This is a genomic window from Bacillus proteolyticus (assembly GCF_001884065.1).
In the GTDB taxonomy this organism is placed as follows: Bacteria; Bacillota; Bacilli; order Bacillales; family Bacillaceae_G; genus Bacillus_A; species Bacillus_A proteolyticus.
This window is the reverse complement of the sequence record NZ_MACH01000116.1, coordinates 254494-276780: the sequence shown is the minus strand read 5'-3', so window position 1 is coordinate 276780 and position 22287 is coordinate 254494. Positions and strand designations below refer to the sequence as shown.

At 35.9% G+C, this 22287-nt stretch carries 28 protein-coding genes; 19 read left to right on the top strand and 9 right to left on the bottom strand.

The genetic code is table 11. From position 1 onward, the window contains the following. Positions 1-56: 56 nt before the first annotated feature. The 6 genes from cbpB (at position 57) to BAQ49_RS20895 (ending at position 5436) form a co-directional block, all read left to right on the top strand. Positions 57-500 (top strand): cyclic-di-AMP-binding protein CbpB, encoded by a 444-nt coding sequence (gene cbpB, locus BAQ49_RS20920; protein WP_000623577.1) that lies wholly within the window; start codon positions 57-59, stop codon positions 498-500. 177 nt (positions 501-677) lie between these two features. Next, positions 678-1562, top strand: coding sequence for a transcriptional regulator CcpC (locus BAQ49_RS20915; RefSeq protein WP_071746886.1), 885 nt, complete (start codon positions 678-680; stop codon positions 1560-1562). A gap of 71 nt (positions 1563-1633) precedes the next feature. Further along, positions 1634-2356: a 2,3,4,5-tetrahydropyridine-2,6-dicarboxylate N-acetyltransferase gene (gene dapD, locus BAQ49_RS20910; RefSeq protein ID WP_071746885.1), complete on the top strand. Its 723-nt coding sequence runs from the start codon at positions 1634-1636 to the stop codon at positions 2354-2356. 61 nt (positions 2357-2417) lie between these two features. After that, positions 2418-3548, top strand: a complete 1131-nt coding sequence (locus BAQ49_RS20905) for an N-acetyldiaminopimelate deacetylase (RefSeq protein WP_071746884.1) — start codon at positions 2418-2420, stop codon at positions 3546-3548. Between the two features lie 272 nt (positions 3549-3820). After that, positions 3821-4687 (top strand): cytochrome C oxidase assembly protein, encoded by an 867-nt coding sequence (locus tag BAQ49_RS20900; RefSeq protein WP_071746883.1) that lies wholly within the window; start codon positions 3821-3823, stop codon positions 4685-4687. A gap of 83 nt (positions 4688-4770) precedes the next feature. Next, entirely contained in the window at positions 4771-5436 is a 666-nt protein-coding gene (locus BAQ49_RS20895; protein WP_071746882.1) for a potassium channel family protein, read from the top strand. A gap of 38 nt (positions 5437-5474) precedes the next feature. On the opposite strand, the gene rnjA is transcribed toward BAQ49_RS20895, so the two are convergent. Together rnjA and BAQ49_RS20885 are read right to left on the bottom strand one after the other, a co-directional pair. After that, the gene (gene rnjA, locus BAQ49_RS20890) at positions 5475-7142 is read right to left on the bottom strand and encodes a ribonuclease J1 (protein ID WP_000670372.1); all 1668 of its coding nucleotides are present in this window, start codon (positions 7140-7142) and stop codon (positions 5475-5477) included. Positions 7143-7146: 4 nt separating this feature from the next. Further along, positions 7147-7359 (bottom strand): DNA-dependent RNA polymerase subunit epsilon, encoded by a 213-nt coding sequence (locus tag BAQ49_RS20885; RefSeq protein ID WP_060632082.1) that lies wholly within the window; start codon positions 7357-7359, stop codon positions 7147-7149. Positions 7360-7907: 548 nt separating this feature from the next. Here BAQ49_RS20885 and BAQ49_RS20875 point away from each other — a divergent pair. Further along, a complete protein-coding gene (locus BAQ49_RS20875) occupies positions 7908-8681 on the top strand; it encodes a Cof-type HAD-IIB family hydrolase (RefSeq protein ID WP_071746881.1) in 774 nt (257 codons plus the stop codon). A gap of 58 nt (positions 8682-8739) precedes the next feature. Here BAQ49_RS20875 and def read toward each other — a convergent pair whose 3' ends face one another. Further along, on the bottom strand, positions 8740-9294 hold the full coding sequence (gene def, locus BAQ49_RS20870) for a peptide deformylase (RefSeq protein ID WP_071746880.1): 555 nt from the start codon (positions 9292-9294) through the stop codon (positions 8740-8742). 162 nt (positions 9295-9456) lie between these two features. Further along, entirely contained in the window at positions 9457-9606 is a 150-nt protein-coding gene (locus BAQ49_RS20865; protein ID WP_000274565.1) for a YjcZ family sporulation protein, read from the bottom strand. A gap of 513 nt (positions 9607-10119) precedes the next feature. Here BAQ49_RS20865 and pdhA point away from each other — a divergent pair. From pdhA to BAQ49_RS20840, 5 genes are all read left to right on the top strand, one after another. Further along, positions 10120-11235, top strand: a complete 1116-nt coding sequence (gene pdhA, locus BAQ49_RS20860) for a pyruvate dehydrogenase E1 component subunit alpha (RefSeq protein WP_000536893.1) — start codon at positions 10120-10122, stop codon at positions 11233-11235. A 3-nt stretch (positions 11236-11238) separates the two neighbouring features. Next, a complete protein-coding gene (gene pdhB, locus BAQ49_RS20855; RefSeq protein WP_000068162.1) occupies positions 11239-12216 on the top strand; it encodes a pyruvate dehydrogenase complex E1 component subunit beta in 978 nt (325 codons plus the stop codon). A gap of 93 nt (positions 12217-12309) precedes the next feature. Further along, positions 12310-13599 (top strand): pyruvate dehydrogenase complex dihydrolipoyllysine-residue acetyltransferase, encoded by a 1290-nt coding sequence (gene pdhC / locus BAQ49_RS20850; protein WP_071746879.1) that lies wholly within the window; start codon positions 12310-12312, stop codon positions 13597-13599. A 5-nt stretch (positions 13600-13604) separates the two neighbouring features. Further along, positions 13605-15017: a dihydrolipoyl dehydrogenase gene (lpdA, locus tag BAQ49_RS20845; RefSeq protein WP_000260106.1), complete on the top strand. Its 1413-nt coding sequence runs from the start codon at positions 13605-13607 to the stop codon at positions 15015-15017. Between the two features lie 232 nt (positions 15018-15249). Next, a complete protein-coding gene (locus BAQ49_RS20840) occupies positions 15250-15477 on the top strand; it encodes a hypothetical protein (protein ID WP_001221349.1) in 228 nt (75 codons plus the stop codon). A 1-nt stretch (position 15478) separates the two neighbouring features. Here BAQ49_RS20840 and BAQ49_RS20835 read toward each other — a convergent pair whose 3' ends face one another. Beyond that, the gene (locus BAQ49_RS20835; RefSeq protein ID WP_071746878.1) at positions 15479-15871 is read right to left on the bottom strand and encodes a DUF1885 family protein; all 393 of its coding nucleotides are present in this window, start codon (positions 15869-15871) and stop codon (positions 15479-15481) included. A 134-nt stretch (positions 15872-16005) separates the two neighbouring features. Between BAQ49_RS20835 and BAQ49_RS20830 the strand changes: the two genes are divergently transcribed. From BAQ49_RS20830 to BAQ49_RS20815, 4 genes are all read left to right on the top strand, one after another. After that, the gene (locus BAQ49_RS20830) at positions 16006-16302 is read left to right on the top strand and encodes a DUF3055 domain-containing protein (RefSeq protein WP_071746877.1); all 297 of its coding nucleotides are present in this window, start codon (positions 16006-16008) and stop codon (positions 16300-16302) included. Positions 16303-16499: 197 nt separating this feature from the next. Continuing rightward, positions 16500-16628, top strand: a complete 129-nt coding sequence (locus tag BAQ49_RS20825; protein WP_000536778.1) for a GapA-binding peptide SR1P — start codon at positions 16500-16502, stop codon at positions 16626-16628. A gap of 59 nt (positions 16629-16687) precedes the next feature. Further along, entirely contained in the window at positions 16688-16816 is a 129-nt protein-coding gene (locus tag BAQ49_RS20820) for a GapA-binding peptide SR1P (RefSeq protein WP_000536808.1), read from the top strand. A 45-nt stretch (positions 16817-16861) separates the two neighbouring features. Next, positions 16862-16990, top strand: coding sequence for a GapA-binding peptide SR1P (locus tag BAQ49_RS20815; RefSeq protein ID WP_000536797.1), 129 nt, complete (start codon positions 16862-16864; stop codon positions 16988-16990). A 37-nt stretch (positions 16991-17027) separates the two neighbouring features. Here the strand turns inward: BAQ49_RS20815 and BAQ49_RS20810 are convergent, their stop codons facing one another. Continuing rightward, entirely contained in the window at positions 17028-17858 is an 831-nt protein-coding gene (locus BAQ49_RS20810; RefSeq protein WP_071746876.1) for a protein-glutamine gamma-glutamyltransferase, read from the bottom strand. A 75-nt stretch (positions 17859-17933) separates the two neighbouring features. Next, the gene (speA, locus tag BAQ49_RS20805; protein WP_071746875.1) at positions 17934-19406 is read right to left on the bottom strand and encodes an arginine decarboxylase; all 1473 of its coding nucleotides are present in this window, start codon (positions 19404-19406) and stop codon (positions 17934-17936) included. Positions 19407-19789: 383 nt separating this feature from the next. On the opposite strand from speA, the gene BAQ49_RS20800 reads away from it, so the two are divergent. Beyond that, positions 19790-20059: a UPF0223 family protein gene (locus BAQ49_RS20800; protein WP_071746874.1), complete on the top strand. Its 270-nt coding sequence runs from the start codon at positions 19790-19792 to the stop codon at positions 20057-20059. Between the two features lie 88 nt (positions 20060-20147). Here the strand turns inward: BAQ49_RS20800 and BAQ49_RS20795 are convergent, their stop codons facing one another. After that, complete coding sequence (locus BAQ49_RS20795; RefSeq protein ID WP_071746873.1) at positions 20148-20774, bottom strand: YktB family protein; 627 nt, start codon at positions 20772-20774, stop codon at positions 20148-20150. Between the two features lie 205 nt (positions 20775-20979). Between BAQ49_RS20795 and BAQ49_RS20790 the strand changes: the two genes are divergently transcribed. Together BAQ49_RS20790 and BAQ49_RS20785 are read left to right on the top strand one after the other, a co-directional pair. Further along, entirely contained in the window at positions 20980-21168 is a 189-nt protein-coding gene (locus tag BAQ49_RS20790) for a YkzI domain-containing protein (RefSeq protein ID WP_001250167.1), read from the top strand. A gap of 88 nt (positions 21169-21256) precedes the next feature. Further along, complete coding sequence (locus BAQ49_RS20785; protein WP_071746872.1) at positions 21257-22048, top strand: inositol monophosphatase family protein; 792 nt, start codon at positions 21257-21259, stop codon at positions 22046-22048. A 45-nt stretch (positions 22049-22093) separates the two neighbouring features. On the opposite strand, the gene BAQ49_RS20780 is transcribed toward BAQ49_RS20785, so the two are convergent. Further along, positions 22094-22273 carry a DUF5325 family protein gene (locus BAQ49_RS20780; protein WP_071746871.1) on the bottom strand — a complete coding sequence of 60 codons (180 nt, stop codon included), beginning with the start codon at positions 22271-22273 and terminating at the stop codon, positions 22094-22096. Positions 22274-22287 lie beyond the last annotated feature (14 nt).

Here is a 22287-nt window from a genome sequence, read left to right as displayed (position 1 = left end):
AATGTGAATAGGATCAGAGAATATAAGCAGGAAAAAGGGAAAATGGGGGATGTAACATGATTAGTATTCCGAAAGATGAGTTTCAACAAATTCTTGTGAAGGATTTAATGATTTCATCAGAAAAAGTAGCACATGTCCAAATAGGGAATGGTTTAGAACATGCTTTACTCGTTCTTGTGAAATCTGGATATTCGGCGATTCCTGTTTTAGACCCTACGTATAAATTACATGGGTTGATTAGTACTGCTATGATTTTAGATGGTATTTTAGGATTAGAGCGCATTGAGTTTGAAAGACTTGAGAATATGAAAGTGGAACAAGTGATGAAGGAAGAGATTCCAGTTCTTATGTTAGAAGATTCCTTTGCAAAAGCTTTAGAAATGACAATTGATCATCCTTTTATTTGCGCTGTCAATGAAGAAGGTTACTTCGAGGGTATTTTGACACGCCGAGCTATTTTAAAATTGTTGAATAAAAAAGTGAGACAGCATAATCGATAACATAGGAAAAGTGACTTCACAGAAAAGGAGAAGTCACTTTTTTTCGTGCATATCAGTTGTGTATGTATTATATTTAAAAGGACATAAAACATAAGAAAAGTTTGAACTAACAAACCGTTCTAATGTATAAAATTATTCAATTAAATTAAAGATGAAATGCTTATTAGAATTAGGTGTATGGAAGCTAAGGAAAGAGGGAGAAAGTTGCAAATCGATGATTTTCAAATGATGGTTGTGTTAGCTCAGGAATCAAATATGAGAAAAGCGGCGGAACGTTTATTTGTTTCCCAACCTGCGCTTAGTCAACGATTACAATCTATGGAGAAACAATGGGGAATGAAATTTTTTATTCGTTCACAAAAAGGATTGACAATTACACCTGAAGGGGAAAAAGTTGCAAATTATGCGAAAGAAATGTTACAAAAAGAAGAAGATATAAAAAGTGAACTGGCTCTTTTTAGAACGGAAACATACGGTACGCTAAAAATAGCTGTTGCGTCAGTCATTGGTCAATATTGGCTTCCACCTGTTTTGAAAAAATTTGTGCAAAAGTATCCTTCTGTGAAGATATCTCTGTTTACTGGCTGGAGTAGTGAAGTGCAAAAGCAATTTTATGAAGGAGACGTTCACGTCGCCATATTAAGAGGGACACAAGAATATAAAGGTCAGAAGCAACAATTATTTGAAGATGAATTATACTTAGTTGATAAAGAAATAAAAGATATTACAATGTTGAAAGAGACAAATAGACCTTTTATTCAATTTAAAAGTGATTCGACCTACTATGGACAAATACAAAATTGGTGGTATGGATTATTTTCCAATCCACCTAAGCGAACGATTGTAGTTGACCAAATTGAAACGTGCAAACAGCTTGTTTTAAATGGTATAGGCTATGCTCTTTTACCTTCGACTGTTTTAAAAGAAGTGCAGGAAAACATGTATAAAACACCTGTTCAATTAACGAGAGAAACATGGTTATTGACGAGTGACTCGGCAAGGCAGTTGAAGCAAGTGCAAGCATTTTTAGAAATTATAGAAGAAATTCAAATGGAAAAATAAGATTATTGTCTTGCTACTCGCCCTATCGTTTGGTAGAGTAACATTATAAATGGATTTAGGAGGCAACAAGAATGAAAATGATGGACGCTAACGAAATTATTTCTTTTATTCAAAAAAGTGAAAAGAAAACTCCTGTAAAGGTATACATAAAAGGGGATTTAAAAGAAGTAACATTCCCTGAAACAGTACAAGCATTTGTAAATAAAAAATCTGGTGTATTATTCGGAGAATGGTCTGAAATTAAGACAATTCTTGATGAAAATAGCAAGTACATTGTTGACTATGTAGTTGAGAACGACCGTCGTAATTCTGCAATTCCAATGCTTGATTTAAAAGGTATTACAGCTCGTATTGAGCCAGGCGCAATTATTCGTGATAATGTTGAAATTGGTGACAATGCTGTTATCATGATGAATGCAACAATTAATATCGGTGCTGTAATTGGCGAAGGTACTATGATCGACATGAACGCAGTGCTTGGTGGACGTGCAACAGTTGGTAAAAACTGTCACGTAGGTGCAGGAGCTGTACTTGCGGGTGTTATTGAGCCACCTTCTGCAAAACCAGTTATCGTTGAAGACGATGTTGTAATTGGTGCAAATGTAGTTGTTCTAGAAGGCGTTACAGTAGGTAAAGGTGCAGTTGTAGCAGCAGGAGCTGTTGTAACAGAAGATGTGCCTCCATATACAGTTGTTGCGGGAACTCCGGCACGTGTAATTAAAGAAATTGATGAGAAGACAAAAGCAAAAACTGAAATTAAACAAGAGCTTCGTCAATTAAACCCAGAGAAATAAAAAACAAAAAGCGTAAGAGCATGAATGTGCTCTTACGCTTTTTATAGATAGAGGTGCAAAAATGACAGTAAGCAAATTTGTTCAAGTTCGTAGAGATTTACATAAAATTCCGGAAATCGGATTTAAAGAGTGGAAAACACAACGGTATATTTTAGACTATATAGGAACGCTTCCTAATGAATATTTGGAAGTGAAAACATGGAAAACAGGTGTAATTGTTAAAGTAAATGGAAAAAATCCAGAAAAAATAATAGGTTACCGTGCAGATATAGACGGTCTACCAATTACAGAGGAAACTGGATATGAATTCTCTTCCGTCCATGAAGGAATGATGCATGCATGTGGACATGATTTGCATACAACAATCGGTTTAGGACTTCTAACAGCGGCTGTAAGCGAAAGAATAGACGATGATCTTGTGTTTATATTCCAACCAGCTGAAGAAGGGCCAGGTGGTGCACTTCCTATGTTAGAAAGTGCAGAGTTAAAAGAATGGAAGCCGAATATGATTCTTGGGCTTCATATTGCGCCTGAATACTCTGTGGGAACAATTGCTACAAAAGAAGGTTTATTATTTGCGAATACATCAGAGTTATACGTTGATTTAAAAGGAAAAGGTGGACATGCTGCATATCCGCATACAGCAAATGATATGATTGTTGCAGCGAGTCATCTCGTTACACAACTTCAATCAGTTATTAGTCGTAATGTGAACCCTCTTGACAGTGCGGTAATTACAATTGGGAAAATTACAGGTGGTACAGTCCAAAACATCATCGCAGAAAAGTCTCGTTTAGAAGGAACAATTCGAACGCTATCAGTGGAATCAATGAAACGTGTTAAAAGCCGAATCGAGGCAATTGTTGCGGGAATAGAAGCTTCTTTTCAATGTGAGGCTGTTATTGACTACGGAGCGATGTATCATCAAGTGTATAACCATGAAGAGTTAACGCGAGAGTTTATGCAATTTACACGTGAACAAACGAATATGGACGTAATTACATGTACGGAGGCAATGACAGGTGAAGACTTTGGTTATATGCTTCGAGAGATACCTGGATTTATGTTTTGGCTTGGAGTAAATTCAGAATATGGTTTACATCATGCAAAATTAAAACCCGACGAAGAGGTTATTGAGAAAGTGATTGTATTTTTAAATCAATATGTGAAGTGGAAGGGAAATAGAAAGTGAACTCCCGCGCTAATTTTGCAACAGTTTAGAGTGGTGACTTCTTAGTTCCGAGACGAAAATATCTTTCATATTTGTTAGTGTTAGACATTTTCATTCAAATGAGTAAAGTTACATTTGGTGTTTTAATAATGAGCAGGGGGTTTTTAGCCACTGCTCATTATTAATTATTGCTAATAAAGAAGATAATTATTTAACTACTTATATATGTTTACTTTTAGTATGAAAAGTGTGTAAAATCAATGTGATACATAGAAAAAAGGGTGGGGAATTACGTGCAAATTAGCAGTGCGATTTTATGTTTCGTCTTATATGCATATGTTATTATTGCGGCGGTTTATTTTGGGATAAGTTTTTACGCCTATCGTTTAGCGAATAATAGTGAATATGAAGAAACATACAAATGGGTGAAAAGATATTTATCACCTGTACTAGAAATTATGAATGGATTTGTTCTTTTTTTATTTATTGGATTAATTGCTTTCTCAACGAGCTTAGTAGGGAATAAGACTACATTATTTGTGCTAGGTATCATTATTTTTATGCTATTAGGAATTCGGATTGGTAATACGGTATTTTGGAATGAAAGAAAAGTAGATGGTTGGACAGGAATGCTAATTCCGTGTATGTTAGCTGCAATCGTGACGAATATAGAACATGAATATTATCAATTACATTTTTGGCTTATCATTGTTTTAACAATCCTTTCGGTTTTGTATATAAGTACTGTCGTGCTAACATACATTGCAAATGAAAAAGGCGATGCAAAAGGTACACGCTTCTTTAGAGGGCGTGCATTATTATGGAGTGTGCCGACGATGGCAGTTATAGGAATTATTGCGGTATTAGTAAATGGATATCAATTTACTAATTGGCAACTGTTTTTAGAAACTTGGTGGATTTTTATTGTTTCGTTTATAGCTTTTTTAGGCGCGACACATTATTTGTTCCATCAACATCATTATATATTGGCATTGGTATTCGCATTTACACAACTATTATTTGCTTTTTTCGGACAAGAAACGTTATTGTTTGTTTTTGAAACATTTAGTTCATTTGGAAATATTTTTGTATTCGGTATGTTAATTTTCGGTATCGCATTTTATTTACAACAGTATTTTTATATGCAAAAACAAAAATAAGAATTATATACAGGTTTTTGTAGCGAATCTAAAGTATGTTACAATAAAAGTACATAGTATTTGATATTATTGGAGGAATTCCTGTGGGCGATAAAGAGAAAGAATTTGCTGTTATTGGGCTTGGACGTTTTGGTGGGAGTATTTGCCGAGAACTCGCTCAATTAGGTATGGAAGTAATGGCAATTGATTCAGATGAGGATAAAATTAATGAGTTTGCAAATATAGCTTCGCATGCCGTGATTGCAGATTCAACAGATGAGATGGTATTAAAAAGTCTTGGTATTCGCAATTTTGATCATGTAGTCGTTGCTATTGGAGATAATTTAAATTCAAGTATTTTAACAACGTTAATTTTGAAAGAATTAGGTGTGAAAAATATTACTGTGAAAGCTCAAAATGACTATCATGAAAAAGTGCTAAGTAAAATAGGGGCCGATCATATTGTGCATCCAGAACGAGATATGGGAAAAAGGATTGCAAATAATATTGCATCAAGTAATGTGTTAGATTACCTAGAGCTTTCAGATGAGCATAGTATTGTAGAGATTATTGCAAATAAAAAAATTGATGGACACTCTTTAATTGAATTAGACATTCGTGCGAAGTTTGGTTTGAACATTGTAGCAATTAAACGTGGAAAAGAAGTTATCGTATCTCCTCGAGCTACAGAAAACATTCAAGCGGGAGATATATTAATTGTAATTGGTCATGACGATGAAGTAGATCGTTTTAAGCATTTTTTAAGATAAGAGAAAAGGACAATGCCTCCTCGGCATTGTCCTTTTTCTTATATTTCCATAATGATTGGTAAAATCATTGGACGGCGTTTCGTTTTTTCGTATAGGAATGGTGCTAATGTGTCTGTAATCTCATTTTTAATTTCAGACCATTGTGTTGTTTTTCGCTCCATTACTTTTTCTAAATGTGTTGTAATTAATGTTTGAGCATCGTTGATTAAATCGCTGCTTTCACGCATATAAACGAAACCACGCGAGATGATATCGGGTCCTGCTGCAACTTTAAATTCTTTCATATCAATGCTTACAACTACAATAACAAGTCCTTCTTCAGAAAGAATGCGACGATCACGTAATACGATATTCCCGATATCTCCAATACCATTTCCATCGATATAGACAGAGCCAGATGGAATTTTCCCAGCTACGCTTGCTTCATCAGAACGTAAAGCAAGAACATCTCCATTATCCATAATGAAACAATTTTCTTCTGGAATACCACAATCATTAGCTAATTTCATATGCATACGCTGCATACGATACTCACCATGAATTGGCATGAAATACTTCGGTTTAATTAGACGGAGCATTAGTTTTTGTTCTTCTTGTCCGCCATGTCCACTCGTATGAATGTTTGACAGTTTTCCATGGATTACATCAGCGCCAGCACGGTACAACATGTTAATTGTACGACTTACACTAATTGTATTGCCTGGGATTGGTGAAGAAGAGAAAACAACTGTATCGCCAGGGATAATTTGAATTTGACGATGAGTACCATTAGCAATACGTGAAAGTGCTGCCATCGGCTCACCTTGACTACCTGTACATAAAATAACAACCTTATTAGCTGGTAGGCGGTTTAGCTGAGATGTGTCTATGAATGTATCCTTTGGACAGCGAATATAACCAAGGTTTTGTCCGATTTCAATCGCTGCCTCCATACTGCGGCCGAATACAGCCACTTTACGATTGTTTTCAACAGCTGCTTCAACAACTTGTTGCAAGCGATGGATATTTGATGCAAAGGTTGCGAAGATAATACGACCTTCTACTTTGCGGAAAATATCTTGAATACTATCACCAACACGGCGCTCAGACATCGTAAAGTTTGGTACTTCACTGTTTGTACTATCAGATAAGAGACAAAGTACACCGTCTTTTCCGATTTCGGCCATTTTTGTTAAATCTGCTGGCTCACCGACTGGTGTGAAATCGAATTTGAAATCACCTGTATGAACGACTTGTCCTTGAGGTGTTTTTACAACAACTCCGTATGAATCTGGGATACTGTGAGTTGTACGGAAGAAGGAAACAGATGTCTTTTTAAATTTAATAACATCATCTTCTTGAATTTCATAAAGTTTTGCTTTACGAAGTAATCCGTGCTCTTCTAATTTGTTTTTGATTAGTGCAATTGCTAATTTTCCGCCATAAATCGGAATGTTCACTTGACGTAATAGGTAAGGAATTCCACCAATATGATCTTCGTGACCATGTGTAATGAATAATCCTTTAATTTTATCTTCGTTTCGCACAAAATAAGTGTAATCTGGTATTACATAATCGATTCCGAGGAGTTCGTCTTCTGGAAACTTAATTCCAGCGTCAATTATAATAATTTCATCTTGAAATTGAACAGCATATGTATTTTTACCGATCTCACCAAGTCCACCTAAAGCAAAAACGGCAGCTTGATCATTCTTTAGAAATTTCATATGACTATACGATTTCCGCTAATATTAAATCAGCGTTTTGTTTTTCATATTCAAGATGATTACCAGTAACAGACTGAACGAACTCGATATTATATGCGAACTTATTTAATTTTTTACGAACATCCTTTTGAGACGTAGCCTCTAAATATAAAACTTTTGTATTTTCACGTACTGGGACCTCAGTTAATTTTTCTTGATAAAATACTTTAAAAATCATTGGGAAAACCTCTCCTTGTCTATGTTTTGCATTATCTGTTACTTATTATAAAGCAAACAGTCATGATTTTCATGTTTTTTCGAATGGGAATGAAGAAAAAGCCCGAAATGGGCACAATTTAAGCGATTGTCTTCTTACGGACTAAATCGTTTAAATAACGCTTGAGCTTTTTCTTCAGCTTCTTCAGCATGATTACTCCTTCCTTTCCTTATTTTAAACATGCATGTTACTAATGATAACTCCGTCTCCCGTACAAGAAAGAAGATTAGAAGTGAATAGTGAATCTTGTTCTTTTTAGTATAGTGTAAGTTATCCTGTAGTAACGATTAGTAGCCGTTAGTTATAGATATAGTATGAGGAAGAATAGAAAAGAAAATTCATCCGAACAAGTATCCACATTTTTTTACTATTATTATATGCATATTTCATAAATAAGGTCAGAAAGTGAACGCTTTCTTCACAGATGTTTAATATGTTATACTTTTTTTTGAAATTTGAAAAGTGATAATTAAAATAGGAATATAGAGTGCCAGAAAGGATTTTGACAAATGAATGATAAAATTGTCTTTTTTGATATTGATGGAACATTATTAGATCATGATAAAAAAATTCCGCAATCTACACGTGATGCAGTAAAAGATTTACAAGAAAAAGGTGTGCACGTAGCGATTGCGACAGGGCGTGCGCCATTTATGTTTGAAGATATTCGTAAGGAACTCAATATACATAATTATGTTAGTTTTAATGGACAGTACGTTGTATTTGAAGGTGAGACAATATTTAATAATCCGTTACACCCAGAGGCTCTACATAAGTTTACTCAGTTTGCAAAACAAGAAGGATATCCACTTGTATATCTTGATCATCAAGAAATGAGAGCGTCAGTGGAATATCATGATTATGTGAAAGAAGGTTTTGGGAGTTTAAACTTTGAACATCCAGCATATGAACCTGATTTCTATGAGAAACGTAATATTTATCAAACTCTGCTTTTCTGCGAAGTAAATGAAGAAGAAAAGTTTATTAATCAGTACCCAGATTTTCATTTTATTCGTTGGCATGCGTATTCAATGGATATTATTCCAAATGGTGGTTCTAAGGCAAAAGGAATTGAGAAATTCATTGAGAAATTAGGATTTAACCGTGAACAAGTGTATGCATTTGGAGATGGCTTAAATGATTTGGAAATGATTGAAGCAGTAGGGACAGGTATTGTGATGGGGAATGGTCATGAAGATTTGAAAAAACTTGCGAATCACGTGACAAAGGATGTTAGTGAAGACGGTATATACCATGGATTAAAATGGGCTGGATTGCTTTAAGTGAATATGGAACCCATTTCATAAAAAAAGGCGGAAGATTAACTTCCGCCTTTTTTTATTATCGTTCTAGAGGTTTCGACTCATCAGGAGAGGCAAATGGATTCTCTTTATTAATATGGTCGTAGAACATAACACCATTTAAGTGGTCGATTTCATGCTGGAATACGATTGCTGGTAAACCTTTTAAACGTAATTTTACTTCTTCTCCGTTAATAGATGTTGCTTTCACTGTAATTCTTGTGTAACGAGGGACATAACCAGGTACTTCACGGTCTACAGATAGACAGCCTTCACCATTTTGTAAATATGTACGTTCAACAGAATGACTAATGATTTTTGGATTAAATAGTGCATGGCTATATAACGTACCGTTTGTATCAGTTACATGAACCGCAATCATTTTCTTTGAAATACCGATTTGCGGAGCCGCTAATCCGATTCCAGGGCGCAAACTATATTTTTCAGCCATTTCAGGATCTTGGCTATTTATTACAAATTCAATCATTTCTTTAAGGGTATTTGTATCTTCCTCGCTAGCAGGTAAGGAGACCTCTTCTGCAACGTCGCGCAAAATCGGATTTCCTTCACGAATTACCTCATTCATTGTAAGCATATGTAATCTCTCCTTTCTTCTTTAGTCTACCAAAGGAGATAAAAAAAGTCATCGGCAAGTAAGGAAGATCTACTTGGAAACAAATCTTCTATAGATAAGTTATATAATAAAAGAAAAGACGGCAAAGCCGTCTGTTTCTTTCCATAGTTGTTTCATTTTACATTAGCGAATGCAAGCAGCACCAACGATAATTAAAAGGATAAACAACACAACGATTAAGGCGAAGCCGCGTCCAGACCCGCCACAAGAACCGCCATAACCGTAGGAAGGATATGAACAAGTTGTTGGATAGCAATATGAGTATCCGTACATGAGATGACCTCCTTTATCATTTCCCGCTAATACTGCGGTTACTATAATGTATGGAGGAAGGATCAGAAATGTATAGGTATTTACCTATAAAAGGAAGAAGTGTTTGTATAATTTTATTGAGAAGAGAGAAAAACTAAAGAGAATTAAATCGTTTACATATTATTCTAAGAGAAAAAACAAGTTAAAAAGGGAATAATATAACAGTAGGTTATTGCTTACTAATACAGATGTGAAAAATAAAAACACGTTTGTGTAGAGGAAACCTGCATATTATTTATAAAAAAACGTATTCAAAGTAATTGACATCGTAATTAGAATAGTTGTAAACTAAAAAACGTGATCAAGATTGTATTAATATGTTTTTGGAAAAACATTAGTACAGATTGTTAGGTACACAAAATTATTCTCAACCGACAAACAAATTTGTTGGTTTACATTGTTGCGCTTTCAGTCTAGCAAATAGATAGTGAAAGCGTTTCAGAATATGGTTCAAGAGAGGAAGAGGTGAACGGAATGGGTACTAAAACAAAAAAGACCCTATTTAATGTTGATGAGCAAATGAAAGCTATCGCAGCTCAATTTGAAACATTACAAATTTTAAATGAAAAAGGCGAAGTTGTGAATGAAGCAGCTATGCCTGAATTATCTGATGATCAATTAAAAGAATTAATGCGCCGTATGGTGTATACTCGCGTACTAGATCAACGTTCTATTTCTTTAAACCGTCAAGGACGTTTAGGTTTCTACGCACCAACTGCTGGACAAGAGGCTTCTCAATTAGCAAGTCATTTCGCACTTGAAGCAGAAGATTTCATCTTACCAGGATATCGTGACGTTCCACAATTAGTGTGGCACGGTCTACCATTATACCAAGCATTCTTATTCTCTCGTGGACATTTCATGGGTAACCAAATGCCTGAGAACGTAAATGCACTTGCTCCACAAATCATCATCGGTGCGCAAATCATCCAAACTGCTGGTGTTGCGTTAGGTATGAAACTACGTGGTAAAAAATCTGTTGCAATTACTTACACTGGTGACGGTGGTGCTTCACAAGGTGACTTCTACGAAGGTATGAACTTTGCGGGTGCATTCAAAGCTCCAGCAATCTTCGTTGTACAAAACAACCGTTATGCAATCTCTACTCCAGTAGAAAAGCAATCTGCAGCTAAAACTGTAGCACAAAAAGCAGTAGCAGCAGGTATTTACGGAATTCAAGTAGACGGTATGGATCCATTAGCTGTATACGCAGCAACTGCTTTCGCTCGTGAGCGTGCAGTAAACGGCGAAGGCCCTACTTTAATCGAGACTTTAACATTCCGTTACGGTCCACATACAATGGCTGGTGATGACCCAACTCGTTACCGTACAAAAGATATCGAAAACGAATGGGAACAAAAAGATCCAATCGTACGCTTCCGTGCATTCTTAGAAAACAAAGGCCTATGGTCTCAAGAAGTTGAAGAGAAAGTAATCGAAGAAGCAAAAGAAGATATCAAACAAGCAATTGCTAAGGCTGACCAAGCTCCAAAACAAAAAGTTACTGATTTAATGGAAATCATGTACGAAAAAATGCCTTACAACTTAGCTGAACAATATGAAATTTACAAAGAAAAGGAGTCGAAGTAAGCCATGGCTCAAATGACAATGATTCAAGCAATCACTGATGCTTTACGCGTTGAAATGAAAAACGATCCTAACGTACTTGTTTTTGGTGAAGACGTTGGTGTAAACGGCGGAGTATTCCGTGCTACTGAAGGTTTACAAGCTGAATTCGGTGAAGATCGTGTAATGGATACTCCACTTGCAGAGTCTGGTATTGGTGGACTTGCAGTTGGACTTGCACTTGAAGGTTTCCGTCCAGTTCCAGAAATTCAATTCTTCGGTTTCATTTATGAAGTAATGGATTCAGTTTCTGGTCAATTAGCTCGTATGCGTTACCGTTCTGGTGGACGTTGGACTGCTCCAGTAACAATTCGTTCTCCATTCGGTGGCGGTGTTCATACTCCTGAACTACATGCTGATAGCTTAGAAGGATTAGTGGCACAACAACCTGGTCTAAAAGTTGTTATTCCATCTACTCCATACGATGCAAAAGGTCTTTTAATCTCTGCGATTCGTGACAACGATCCAGTTATCTACTTAGAGCATATGAAATTGTACCGTTCATTCCGTCAAGATGTACCAGAAGGCGATTACACAATTGATTTAGGTAAAGCTGATATCAAACGTGAAGGTACAGATGTATCTGTTATCGCTTATGGTGCTATGGTTCATGCTGCATTAAAAGCTGCTGAAGAACTTGAAAAAGAAGGTATCTCTTTAGAGGTTGTTGACTTACGTACAGTTCAACCATTAGATATCGAAACAATCATCGCTTCTGTTGAAAAAACAGGCCGCGTAGTTGTAGTTCAAGAAGCTCAAAAACAAGCTGGTATTGCAGCTAACGTTGTAGCGGAAATTAACGACCGTGCAATCTTAAACTTAGAAGCTCCAGTTGTACGTGTTGCAGCTGCTGATACAGTATTCCCATTCTCTCAAGCTGAGAGCGTATGGTTACCAAACCATAAAGATATTGTTGAAGCTGTTAACAAAGTAATGAACTTCTAATTTTTAGTTTTTCATGTGCAAAAGAAATCAGCACATGCTGGTTTCTTTTGTACATATTCCATAATAATGAAATGAATCAGGGGGCTGAATTCCGTGGCATTTGAATTTAAACTACCAGATATCGGTGAAGGTATCCACGAAGGTGAAATCGTAAAATGGTTTATTAAACCAGGTGACGAAGTAAACGAAGACGACGTACTTCTTGAAGTACAAAATGATAAAGCAGTAGTAGAGATCCCTTCTCCTGTTAAAGGTAAAGTACTTGAAGTACTTGTAGAAGAAGGAACAGTTGCAATTGTAGGAGATACATTAATTAAATTTGATGCTCCTGGATACGAAAACCTTAAATTTAAAGGTGACGATCATGATGAAGCTCCAAAAGCTGAAGAAGCAGCAGTAGAAGCTCCAGCAGCGGAAGCTACTCCAGCAGCAACTGCAGAAGTAGTAAATGAGCGTGTAATCGCTATGCCATCTGTTCGTAAATATGCTCGTGAAAAAGGTGTAGATATTCATAAAGTAGCTGGTTCTGGTAAGAACGGCCGTGTTGTGAAAACTGACATCGATGCATTTGCAAATGGTGGACAAACTGTAGCAGCAACTGAGGCTCCAGCAGCAGTAGAAGCTACTCCAGCAGCAGCGAAAGAAGCAGCACCAAAAGCACAACCAATCCCAGCTGGTGAATATCCAGAAACTCGTGAGAAAATGAGTGGTATCCGTAAAGCGATTGCGAAAGCAATGGTTAACTCTAAGCACACAGCTCCTCACGTAACATTAATGGATGAAGTTGATGTAACTGAGCTTGTTGCTCACCGTAAGAAGTTCAAAGCTGTTGCAGCTGACAAAGGTATTAAATTAACTTACCTTCCATACGTTGTAAAAGCTTTAACATCTGCATTACGTGAATTCCCAATGTTGAATACTGCTTTAGACGATGCTTCTCAAGAAATCGTTCATAAACATTACTTCAACATCGGTATCGCAGCTGATACAGACAAAGGTCTATTAGTACCAGTTGTTAAAGATACAGATCGTAAATCAATCTTCACTATTTCTAACGAGATCAACGATCTTGCTGGTAAAGCACGTGATGGTCGTTTAGCTCCAGCTGAAATGAAAGGTGCTTCTTGCACAATTACAAACATTGGTTCTGCAGGTGGACAATGGTTCACTCCAGTTATCAATCACCCAGAAGTAGCAATCCTTGGTATCGGCCGTATCGCTGAAAAACCAGTTGTGAAAAATGGTGAGATTGTAGCAGCTCCAGTATTAGCATTATCTCTAAGCTTTGACCATCGTTTAATTGACGGCGCAACTGCTCAAAAAGCATTAAACCAAATTAAACGTCTATTGAATGACCCACAATTATTAGTAATGGAGGCGTAATAACAATGGTAGTAGGAGATTTCCCAATTGAATTAGATACAGTCGTTGTTGGTGCAGGTCCTGGTGGATACGTTGCGGCAATTCGTGCAGCACAATTAGGTCAAAAGGTAGCAATCATCGAAAAAGCTAACCTTGGTGGCGTATGCTTAAACGTTGGATGTATTCCTTCAAAAGCGTTAATCAATGCAGGTCATCGTTATGAGAATGCAATGCATTCTGATGACATGGGTATCACTGCAGAGAACGTAAAAGTTGACTTTACAAAAGTTCAAGAATGGAAAAACGGCGTAGTTAAGAAATTAACTGGCGGTGTTGAAGGCCTTCTTAAAGGTAACAAAGTTGAAATCATTCGCGGTGAAGCTTACTTCGTAGATGCTAACACATTACGCGTAATGACTGAAGATGCAGCTCAAACTTATACGTTTAAAAATGCTGTTCTTGCAACTGGTTCTACACCAATCGAAATTCCAGGATTCAAATACTCTAAACGTGTTATCAACTCTACAGGCGCTTTAAGCTTACCTGAAATTCCTAAAAAACTTGTTGTAATCGGCGGCGGTTACATCGGTATGGAATTAGGTACTGCATATGCTAACTTCGGTACAGAAGTTACTGTAGTAGAAGCTGGCGACGAAATCTTAGCTGGTTTCGAAAAAGCTATGAGCTCTGTTGTTAAACGTGCTCTACAGAAAAAAGGTAACGTAAATATCCATACAAAAGCTATGGCTAAAGGCGTTGAAGAAACAGAAACTGGCGTAAAAGTTAGCTTTGAAGTTAAAGGTGAAATCCAAACTGTAGAAGCAGATTACGTATTAGTAACTGTAGGTCGTCGTCCAAACACTCAAGAAATCGGTCTTGAGCAAGTTGGAGTTAAAATGACTGATCGCGGTATCATCGAAATCGATGAGCAATGCCGTACAAACGTATCAAACATCTATGCAATCGGTGATATCGTTCCTGGACCACCATTAGCTCACAAAGCTTCTTACGAAGGTAAAGTAGCTGTTGAAGCAATTAGTGGCCATGCATCAGCAATCGATTACATCGGAATTCCAGCAGTATGCTTCACTGATCCAGAATTAGCATCTGTTGGTTACACTAAGAAACAAGCAGAAGAAGCAGGAATGACTGTAGCTGTATCTAAGTTCCCATTCGCTGCAAACGGTCGTGCGTTATCATTAAACAGCACTGACGGTTTCTTACAACTTGTAACACGTAAAGAAGATGGTCTTCTTGTAGGTGCACAAGTTGCAGGTGCAGGCGCTTCTGATATTATCTCTGAGATTGGTTTAGCTATCGAAGCTGGAATGACAGCAGAAGATATCGCTCAAACAATCCATGCTCACCCAACATTAGGTGAAATCACAATGGAAGCAGCTGAAGTTGCTCTTGGAATGCCAATTCACATTGTAAAATAATTTAAGTAATGTAAATACCCCATCTCTTATTTAAAGAGATGGGGTATTTTTAATATAATGGCTTGCAAGGTCTTTATATGTACTTGTCGAATGAATATATATAATACTTTAAATGAATCGTTAGAACATACGTTAATCCAAAAGCAGTATATATACTTTCATATAATATGTAATTGATTCAAACTTAATCCCATATATTAATAAAATAGGGCATGTCAAAGGAGAAGGTTCCATGAGAATATTACATGTTATATTTTATCATTTTCTATTATGGAGTGGTTTTTCCATTGTATTAACATTATCGAATGGTGATAAGTTTCATTATAAAGTAATTCTCTTTTTCGTATTTCTTTATTTGGCATATGTAATTGCATGTTTTGTATTACACGCAAGGAAGCAGGCATTATTCCTTACGTGTTCAAATTGCATACTTTTTTTAATCATATTCTCAATTTTTTAAATTAACGTTTATAGAAATACATTGTTCTTCCATTAAATAATTGTAACTCTCCTTCCAATTTCTTCGCTAGAAAACGGCTAAATTCATTTGCTTTTCCTTTATCGCCAAATGTTGCTGTGGTGGGTAAAGAAATTTGTATGAAAGATCGTTTATTTTCTATTCCAATCCCCACATAAATAGAATTATATCGGTCGTGACTCGATTGGAGTTTTAATGTTGTTGCTGATGTATCTAATATTTCATAAGGAAAAGCTGTATTTGTATAGGCGTAATTAATTTGATCACCAGTCTTGGAAGTAATGGTTTTATAGTTATCAAAAAGGTGTTTGACATCCTCTATTGAAACAGATTGTTGATTGGATTTAGGTACAAGTGTGATAAAGGCGTGTTGCATACAAATTCCCCCCTAGTTTAGTAGAATAATATCATTCTACATCCTACTGAATTTTTTGACAATTAAAAGGAGTATTACTTTTTTTGTTTAATATATTATTGAGTAGGAAGTGTTATTGAGAAAGGTGGAAACTGATGTTTGAAAAATTGTATGATGAGCATGAAAGTGTGAAGGTACGATTTTTAGGATTTATGACGCATGATACACGTTATGATTTTGGAGTTATTTATACAAATATGTTTTTTGGAAAGCCACTTATTGTTTGTATGCAAACAGGGAGATCTACTTTGCTTGGACGAGATGATGTGGAAAATGTTCCTTATATAAAAGAAACTTTTAAGTTAGGGTCGGAAGAGGAGGCGGAGGAGTTAGCACAGTTTTTTAAATTTCTTGTTCCGTCTACTTCTTTGCATGCGGAGTATGAAGAATAATTAACAAGAAACAGTCGTACGTATGAGATATGACTGTTTTTTTGTGTTAATATCGCATACTAATTTAATTTTAAAATATTTAATGTGTTATACTAAAAACCTATTGACGTAAAAAGTATAACATATTAAAATAAAGACAGAAAGTTAAGCGGTTACAAAAAAGTTTTTGGGATTATAAACTTAGGGGGAAATGAAAAATGGGAACAATCGTATGTCAAGATTGTGAAGGTACAATTGCACACTTTGAAGATGAGAAAGTAACGGTACTTTACGGGAAATGTGGATCTTGCGGATGTGATCACACAGAGCATACAAAAGCCCAATAATTGATAGGAAATGGACAGCTAAAAGTTTTTAGGACCATAAACTTAGGGGGAAATGAAAAATGGGAACAATCGTATGCCAAGTATGTGAAGGAACAATCGGACATTTTGAAGATGAAAAAACGACAGTGCTTTACGGAAAATGTGGTACAAATTGTGAATGTGCTAATAGAGACAATGCGAAAGCTTAATTATAAATAAGTAGATTATTATTAAAACTCAGGGGGAAATGAAAAATGGGAACAATCGTATGCCAAGTATGTGAAGGAACAATCGGACATTTTGAAGATGAAAAATCAACAGTACTTTACGGGAAATGTGGATCTCATTGCGAATGTGACCAAAAGGAACACTCAAAAGCTTAATAATGAAGAAAAAACGCCTACACATGTAGGCGTTTTTTTAATAGATTGTAGTTGTATGTCCGACTGTTGCAACGATTGCATCATCTCGAATTGGAATAAATCCTATTGATGTTTGTGGTGTGCTAGGCGAACTGTAGTGGCTCATAGCACGACTATCGATACGAGTAATAGTATCAGTCAAGAAAGCCGAAATAAATGCATAAGGGACTCGTCGTTCATTTAATGAGTAGATAATTTCCTCTTTTGTTTTTACACCTACGCCATGTCCGTAAAAAAAGAAATTTCCTAAATAGATTGTGTTTTCTCCTTGCCACTCGATTGTAGCTGGATTCACTTGTGGATTTTTAAAGTAAACGAGATCGCCTGGAACAAGATCGCCACCCGTTTTTGTTATGAGCTTTAAATCATGATCATAGTCCCATGTATAAAGTAAAAGGTTTGCAAATAGCCGGTTGAAAGTTTCTTCCTCATACAATGATAGTAATGCTTTGTAAAAAATAATTATCATAGCGGTTGCGCATTCAGTTCCATATAGTTTTCCGTTTTTGAAAATATCTTGGATGGCAATGGAAGGCGATATGTTTGGAAGTAGTTTAAATCCGCCAAGGGATGTTCTTTCCCAAAACTGAGTGTTGCAAAAAGATTGTTGAAATGTACGAAACTGAAAGCCACTTTGAAAAAGTTCTAGCGCGGAAGTAATAATATTAACTCGTAAATTAAGATCAAAGCTGAGTTCATCAGCTGTTCGGAAGGAATAAACTTCTTGATTTCCTGCCATTATGGATAAAATTTGTTGTTTCTCAGCTGCAAATGGCTCATATTCATTTGTGATATAAGGATGTACAATAGAACGGCCTATTACAATCATAATAGTATCCCCACCTATACGTTACATTCTTTAATATCGTATGAGAAAAGGAAAAAAAGGTGAAAGAAAAGCCTATCAACTGATAGGCTTGTACTCTTTAATAACACGTAATGTTTGTAACGTCATATCTTCGGGTCCTTGTACAGGTAACCCTGCTTCTAAATTTTTACGAATATACTCTAAGTTTTCTTGTGTAATAATTTCCCCCGGAGTAAAGATTGGAATCCCTGGTGGATAAACCATAACAAAATCAGCTATTATACGACCTGCCGCATTTTCAAATGGAATGACTTCCGTCTCTGAATAAAAAGCATCTCTAGGAGAAAGTGCTAGCACAGGTATTTCTGGAATGTCTACTTGTACTTGAACACCTGTATCTACTCTATTTCTGTATGTTGTTGCTAAATCTTGTAATGCTGTGATAAGTGTATCAGTTTCACTTTCGGTATCTCCAAAAGTGATAAGACAAAGTATATTATATAGATCAGAGAGTTCTACTTCAATGTTGTAATGTTCTCTAAGCCATACTTCAGCCTCATGGCCAGTAATACCTAAATCTTTTACAGATACAATTATCTTTGTAGGATCATAGTTAAAAGTAGCATCTGTTCCTAGCATTTCTTTTCCAGGACAATAAAGATGCTCAATAGCATTAATAGCATCACGAACATGTTCAGCTAATTTTATTGTTTGTTCTATGAGAACTTTTCCTTCTGTAGCAAGACGTTTTCTAGCAACATCAAGGGATGCTAACAAAATGTAAGAAGTTGATGTCGTTGTAAGCATGCTAATAATGGATTGGACATGCTTTACGTTCACAAGACCTTCTTTTACATTAAGAATAGAGCTTTGGGTTAAAGACCCTCCTAATTTGTGAACACTTGTTGCTGCCATATCTGCACCTGCTTGCATAGCCGAGATTGGTAGTTCATCATGAAAATGGATATGAACACCGTGAGCCTCATCAACAAGTACAGGAATATCATAAGAATGAGCTAATTTTACAATCTGCTCTAAATCTGCAGCAAACCCAAAGTATGTTGGATTAATAACAAGTAAGCCTTTCGCATCTGAGTGCTCTTCGAGAGCTTTTTTGACAGACTGCATTGTGATCCCGTGTGAAATACCAAGCTTCGGATCGATCTCAGGATGCATGAAAATCGGTTTTGCACCTGAGAAAATAATAGCTGACATTACAGATTTATGCACGTTTCGTGGCACGAGGATTTTATCACCAGGGCCGCAAACGCTCATCACCATTGTCATAATTGCACCACTTGTACCTTGAATAGAAAAGAAAGTATGATCTGCACCGAAAGCAGCGGCGGCTAAATCCTGAGCTTCTTTAATCATACCTTTTGGATGATGTAAATCATCGAGTGGCGCAATGTTAATTAAATCAATTGCTAATGCATTATGCCCAATAAATTCGCGAAATGTTGGATCCATGCCCTGTCCTTTTTTATGACCTGGAATATGGAATTGAACTGGATTTCGCTTACTGTGCTCAACTAAAGCGGTAAACAATGGTGTTTCGTATTGGGACAATCTATACACCCCTTCTTCTTCGTAATATTTATTAGAATTTGTTTTATATGATTTCATCTCATTCTAAAAGGAATTTAAGATGACTAACTTTTAGAACGTGACTTGTTTTCCTGCCATTCACAAAAGCTTTTTTGGGGATGGTAGTCTCACTTTACTTTCTATAAAACAAAAGCATTATATCACCAATAATTATAGATGTATAGAAAAATTTCATTTTCAAGGTGAGTATGTTTAATAGTTATATTTTAAATACTGCAAAGAGGAAGACAATTCCATTGAAATGGATAAATGGTGTATAATGCAGAGTGGCTATAGTGAAGAATAAAAGGTTCTTTTAAAGGTAGCATAATGGAAAAAGAAAGAATACTGAATGAGGTGCAAAAATGGAATATCAATATCCACTTGATTACGATTGGTCAAATGAAGAAATGGTAGCAGTTGTAAAGTTTTATGAAGCGATTGAAAAGGTATATGAAAAAGGAGTTTTGAGAGAAGACTTGATGGAATTATATCGTCGTTTTAAAGAGATTGTACCATCGAAGGCAGCGGAGAAAAAAATTGATAAAGAATTTCAAGAAGTAAGTGGATATTCTATATATCGTGCGATTCAAAAGGCAAAAGAAGTAGCGGAAAAAAAGATTGTAAAAATGTAAAAATATTTTGAAAAATAAAATACAAAGTGCTATAATGTGATAACAACTAAAAACGGACAATATAAATTGTCCGTTTTCTACTATCGATTTATCGATTAGAAATTGCATATAAAGGAAGGAGTGATTGCATCGTAGATTCAATCTTAGCAAGGAATTGTTCGTTGGTCATTGCTGAAAACTCCTCTGGTGATATATGAATACCGACTAATAATTCTGCTTTTTTCACAGTAGCTAAACGTTCAATCATCTTTTGTAAGTCTTCCGTTTCAAGCGTTTTATGTAATTTTACACCTGGTTTAGTATGGTCAATGGACCATACGAAGTCATTTGGAATATTCGTTTTTAAATCATTTAAATGTTCTAAGAAGGCGTGAGCCGTCTCCACTTTTTGCGGACACTCATAGATTAAACCAAAGTATATGAAAGCGTGAGTACCCCATAAACCAATTTGAAAATGTGGTAACATTTTATATCCACGTTTATTTGTTGAAAAAGCAACCCAAGTATCATTTGGTGGATTGACTTTGCGGCGTGCGTGTTTGGCTACATGGTAGAAAAAGTTTTCATCGGTTTGTTTTGATAAGTATTCTGCAAACTGTTCCCCTAAAGCTTCTAGCTTAGGATGAATATTCGTTTTAATTGCGCTCATTCGTTCTTCAAGACCATCAACAGTAAAAACTTCAAAATCAGTTGATGTGAATGTTTGTAGTGGCATGATTGTTCCTCCAACTCCTATTTTGTTTTATTTTAGCATAGCTTGTACTATTCATAAAAAAAACAGCACAAAAAAATTTTAATAAAAAAATATAATTTTGTTGCATAGATGATTTATCCAACATAGTATAGTATAAAACAAAAAATCAGAAAATTGAATCAATTCTAGTCCGAGGGCAAACGAATATTGGGAGGAGGCAAATAATATGAGACAGGTGATTAATGCGTTAAAGAGAACAGATGCTGAAAAAAGAATTCCGGTGCTACGTTTGGAGCTAGATTATGAATTAGCAACTTTATATGATGCAATGATGGAGAATGACAAACAGAAAAAAGAAGAGTGTGTAGAAAAATTAGAAGTGTTAAGACTTGAAATGATTCGTTTAGAAGCGTAATAATAGTATATGAATAAAAAATTAGTTGGTGCGAACCTTATAAAGGGTTCGTTTTTTCTGTGAACAGTATAGATCGGAGTGTTTAAACATGCACGAGATATGGAAAGATATTGATACACACGCAAAACAGTGGATTCGAGAAGCGGGAGAACGTTTAATGGGATCGCTGAAAAAAGCACTTATTATAGAAACAAAATCTAATGCAGCGGATTTAGTAACAAACATGGATCGAGAAACGGAGCGGTTTTTAATTGGGAGAATTAAAGAAACATTCCCGTCCCATAATATTTTAGGAGAAGAAGGCTATGGAGATGAAATCACTTCTTCTAATGGGGTTGTTTGGTTAATTGATCCAATTGACGGCACGATGAACTTTGTTCACCAAAAAAGAAATTTCGCAATTTCAATTGGAATTTATGAGAACGGTATCGGAAAAATTGGCCTTATTTATGATCCAGTTCATGATGAATTATATCATGGGATAAAGGGAGAAGGGGCCTTTTATAATGATTTACCTATTCCCATGCTAGAAGAAGGAACAATAGAACAGGGAATTATAGCTCTAAATGCGATATGGCTTACTGATAATCCATTGCTGAATACGAAAAAAATGATGAGGCTTGTTAAGAAAGCGAGAGGAACGAGGTCTTATGGTTGTGCTGCGCTAGAAATGGTATATGTTGCAACGGGAAGATTAGATGCGTATGTAACACCGCGTTTATCGCCATGGGACTTTGGCGGGGGACAGATTATCGTAGAAGAAGTTGGCGGGAGAGTAACAACCTTCTCTGGAACTCCTCTTTCTATCATAGAGAAGAGCAGTGTGTTAGTTGCAAAACCAGGAGTATATGAAGAGTTATTACCATTTGTATCGCAGTAACAAAAAAAGTAAGAGGCTATAAAAGAAGCTTCTTACTTTTTAACGTTATTGCGATTTACGCATTTTTCTTTTTGTTACAAAACCGTATCCAACTGTAACAAATGTGCCGATAATGCAAATGATAACACCGATGGGACTATTTTCAGCAATCATAATACCGATACCAATTAAGAAAATAACACCGATAATTGCAGTTAATAAAAAGCGATATTGAATGTGTTCCATTTCTTCACCCTCCA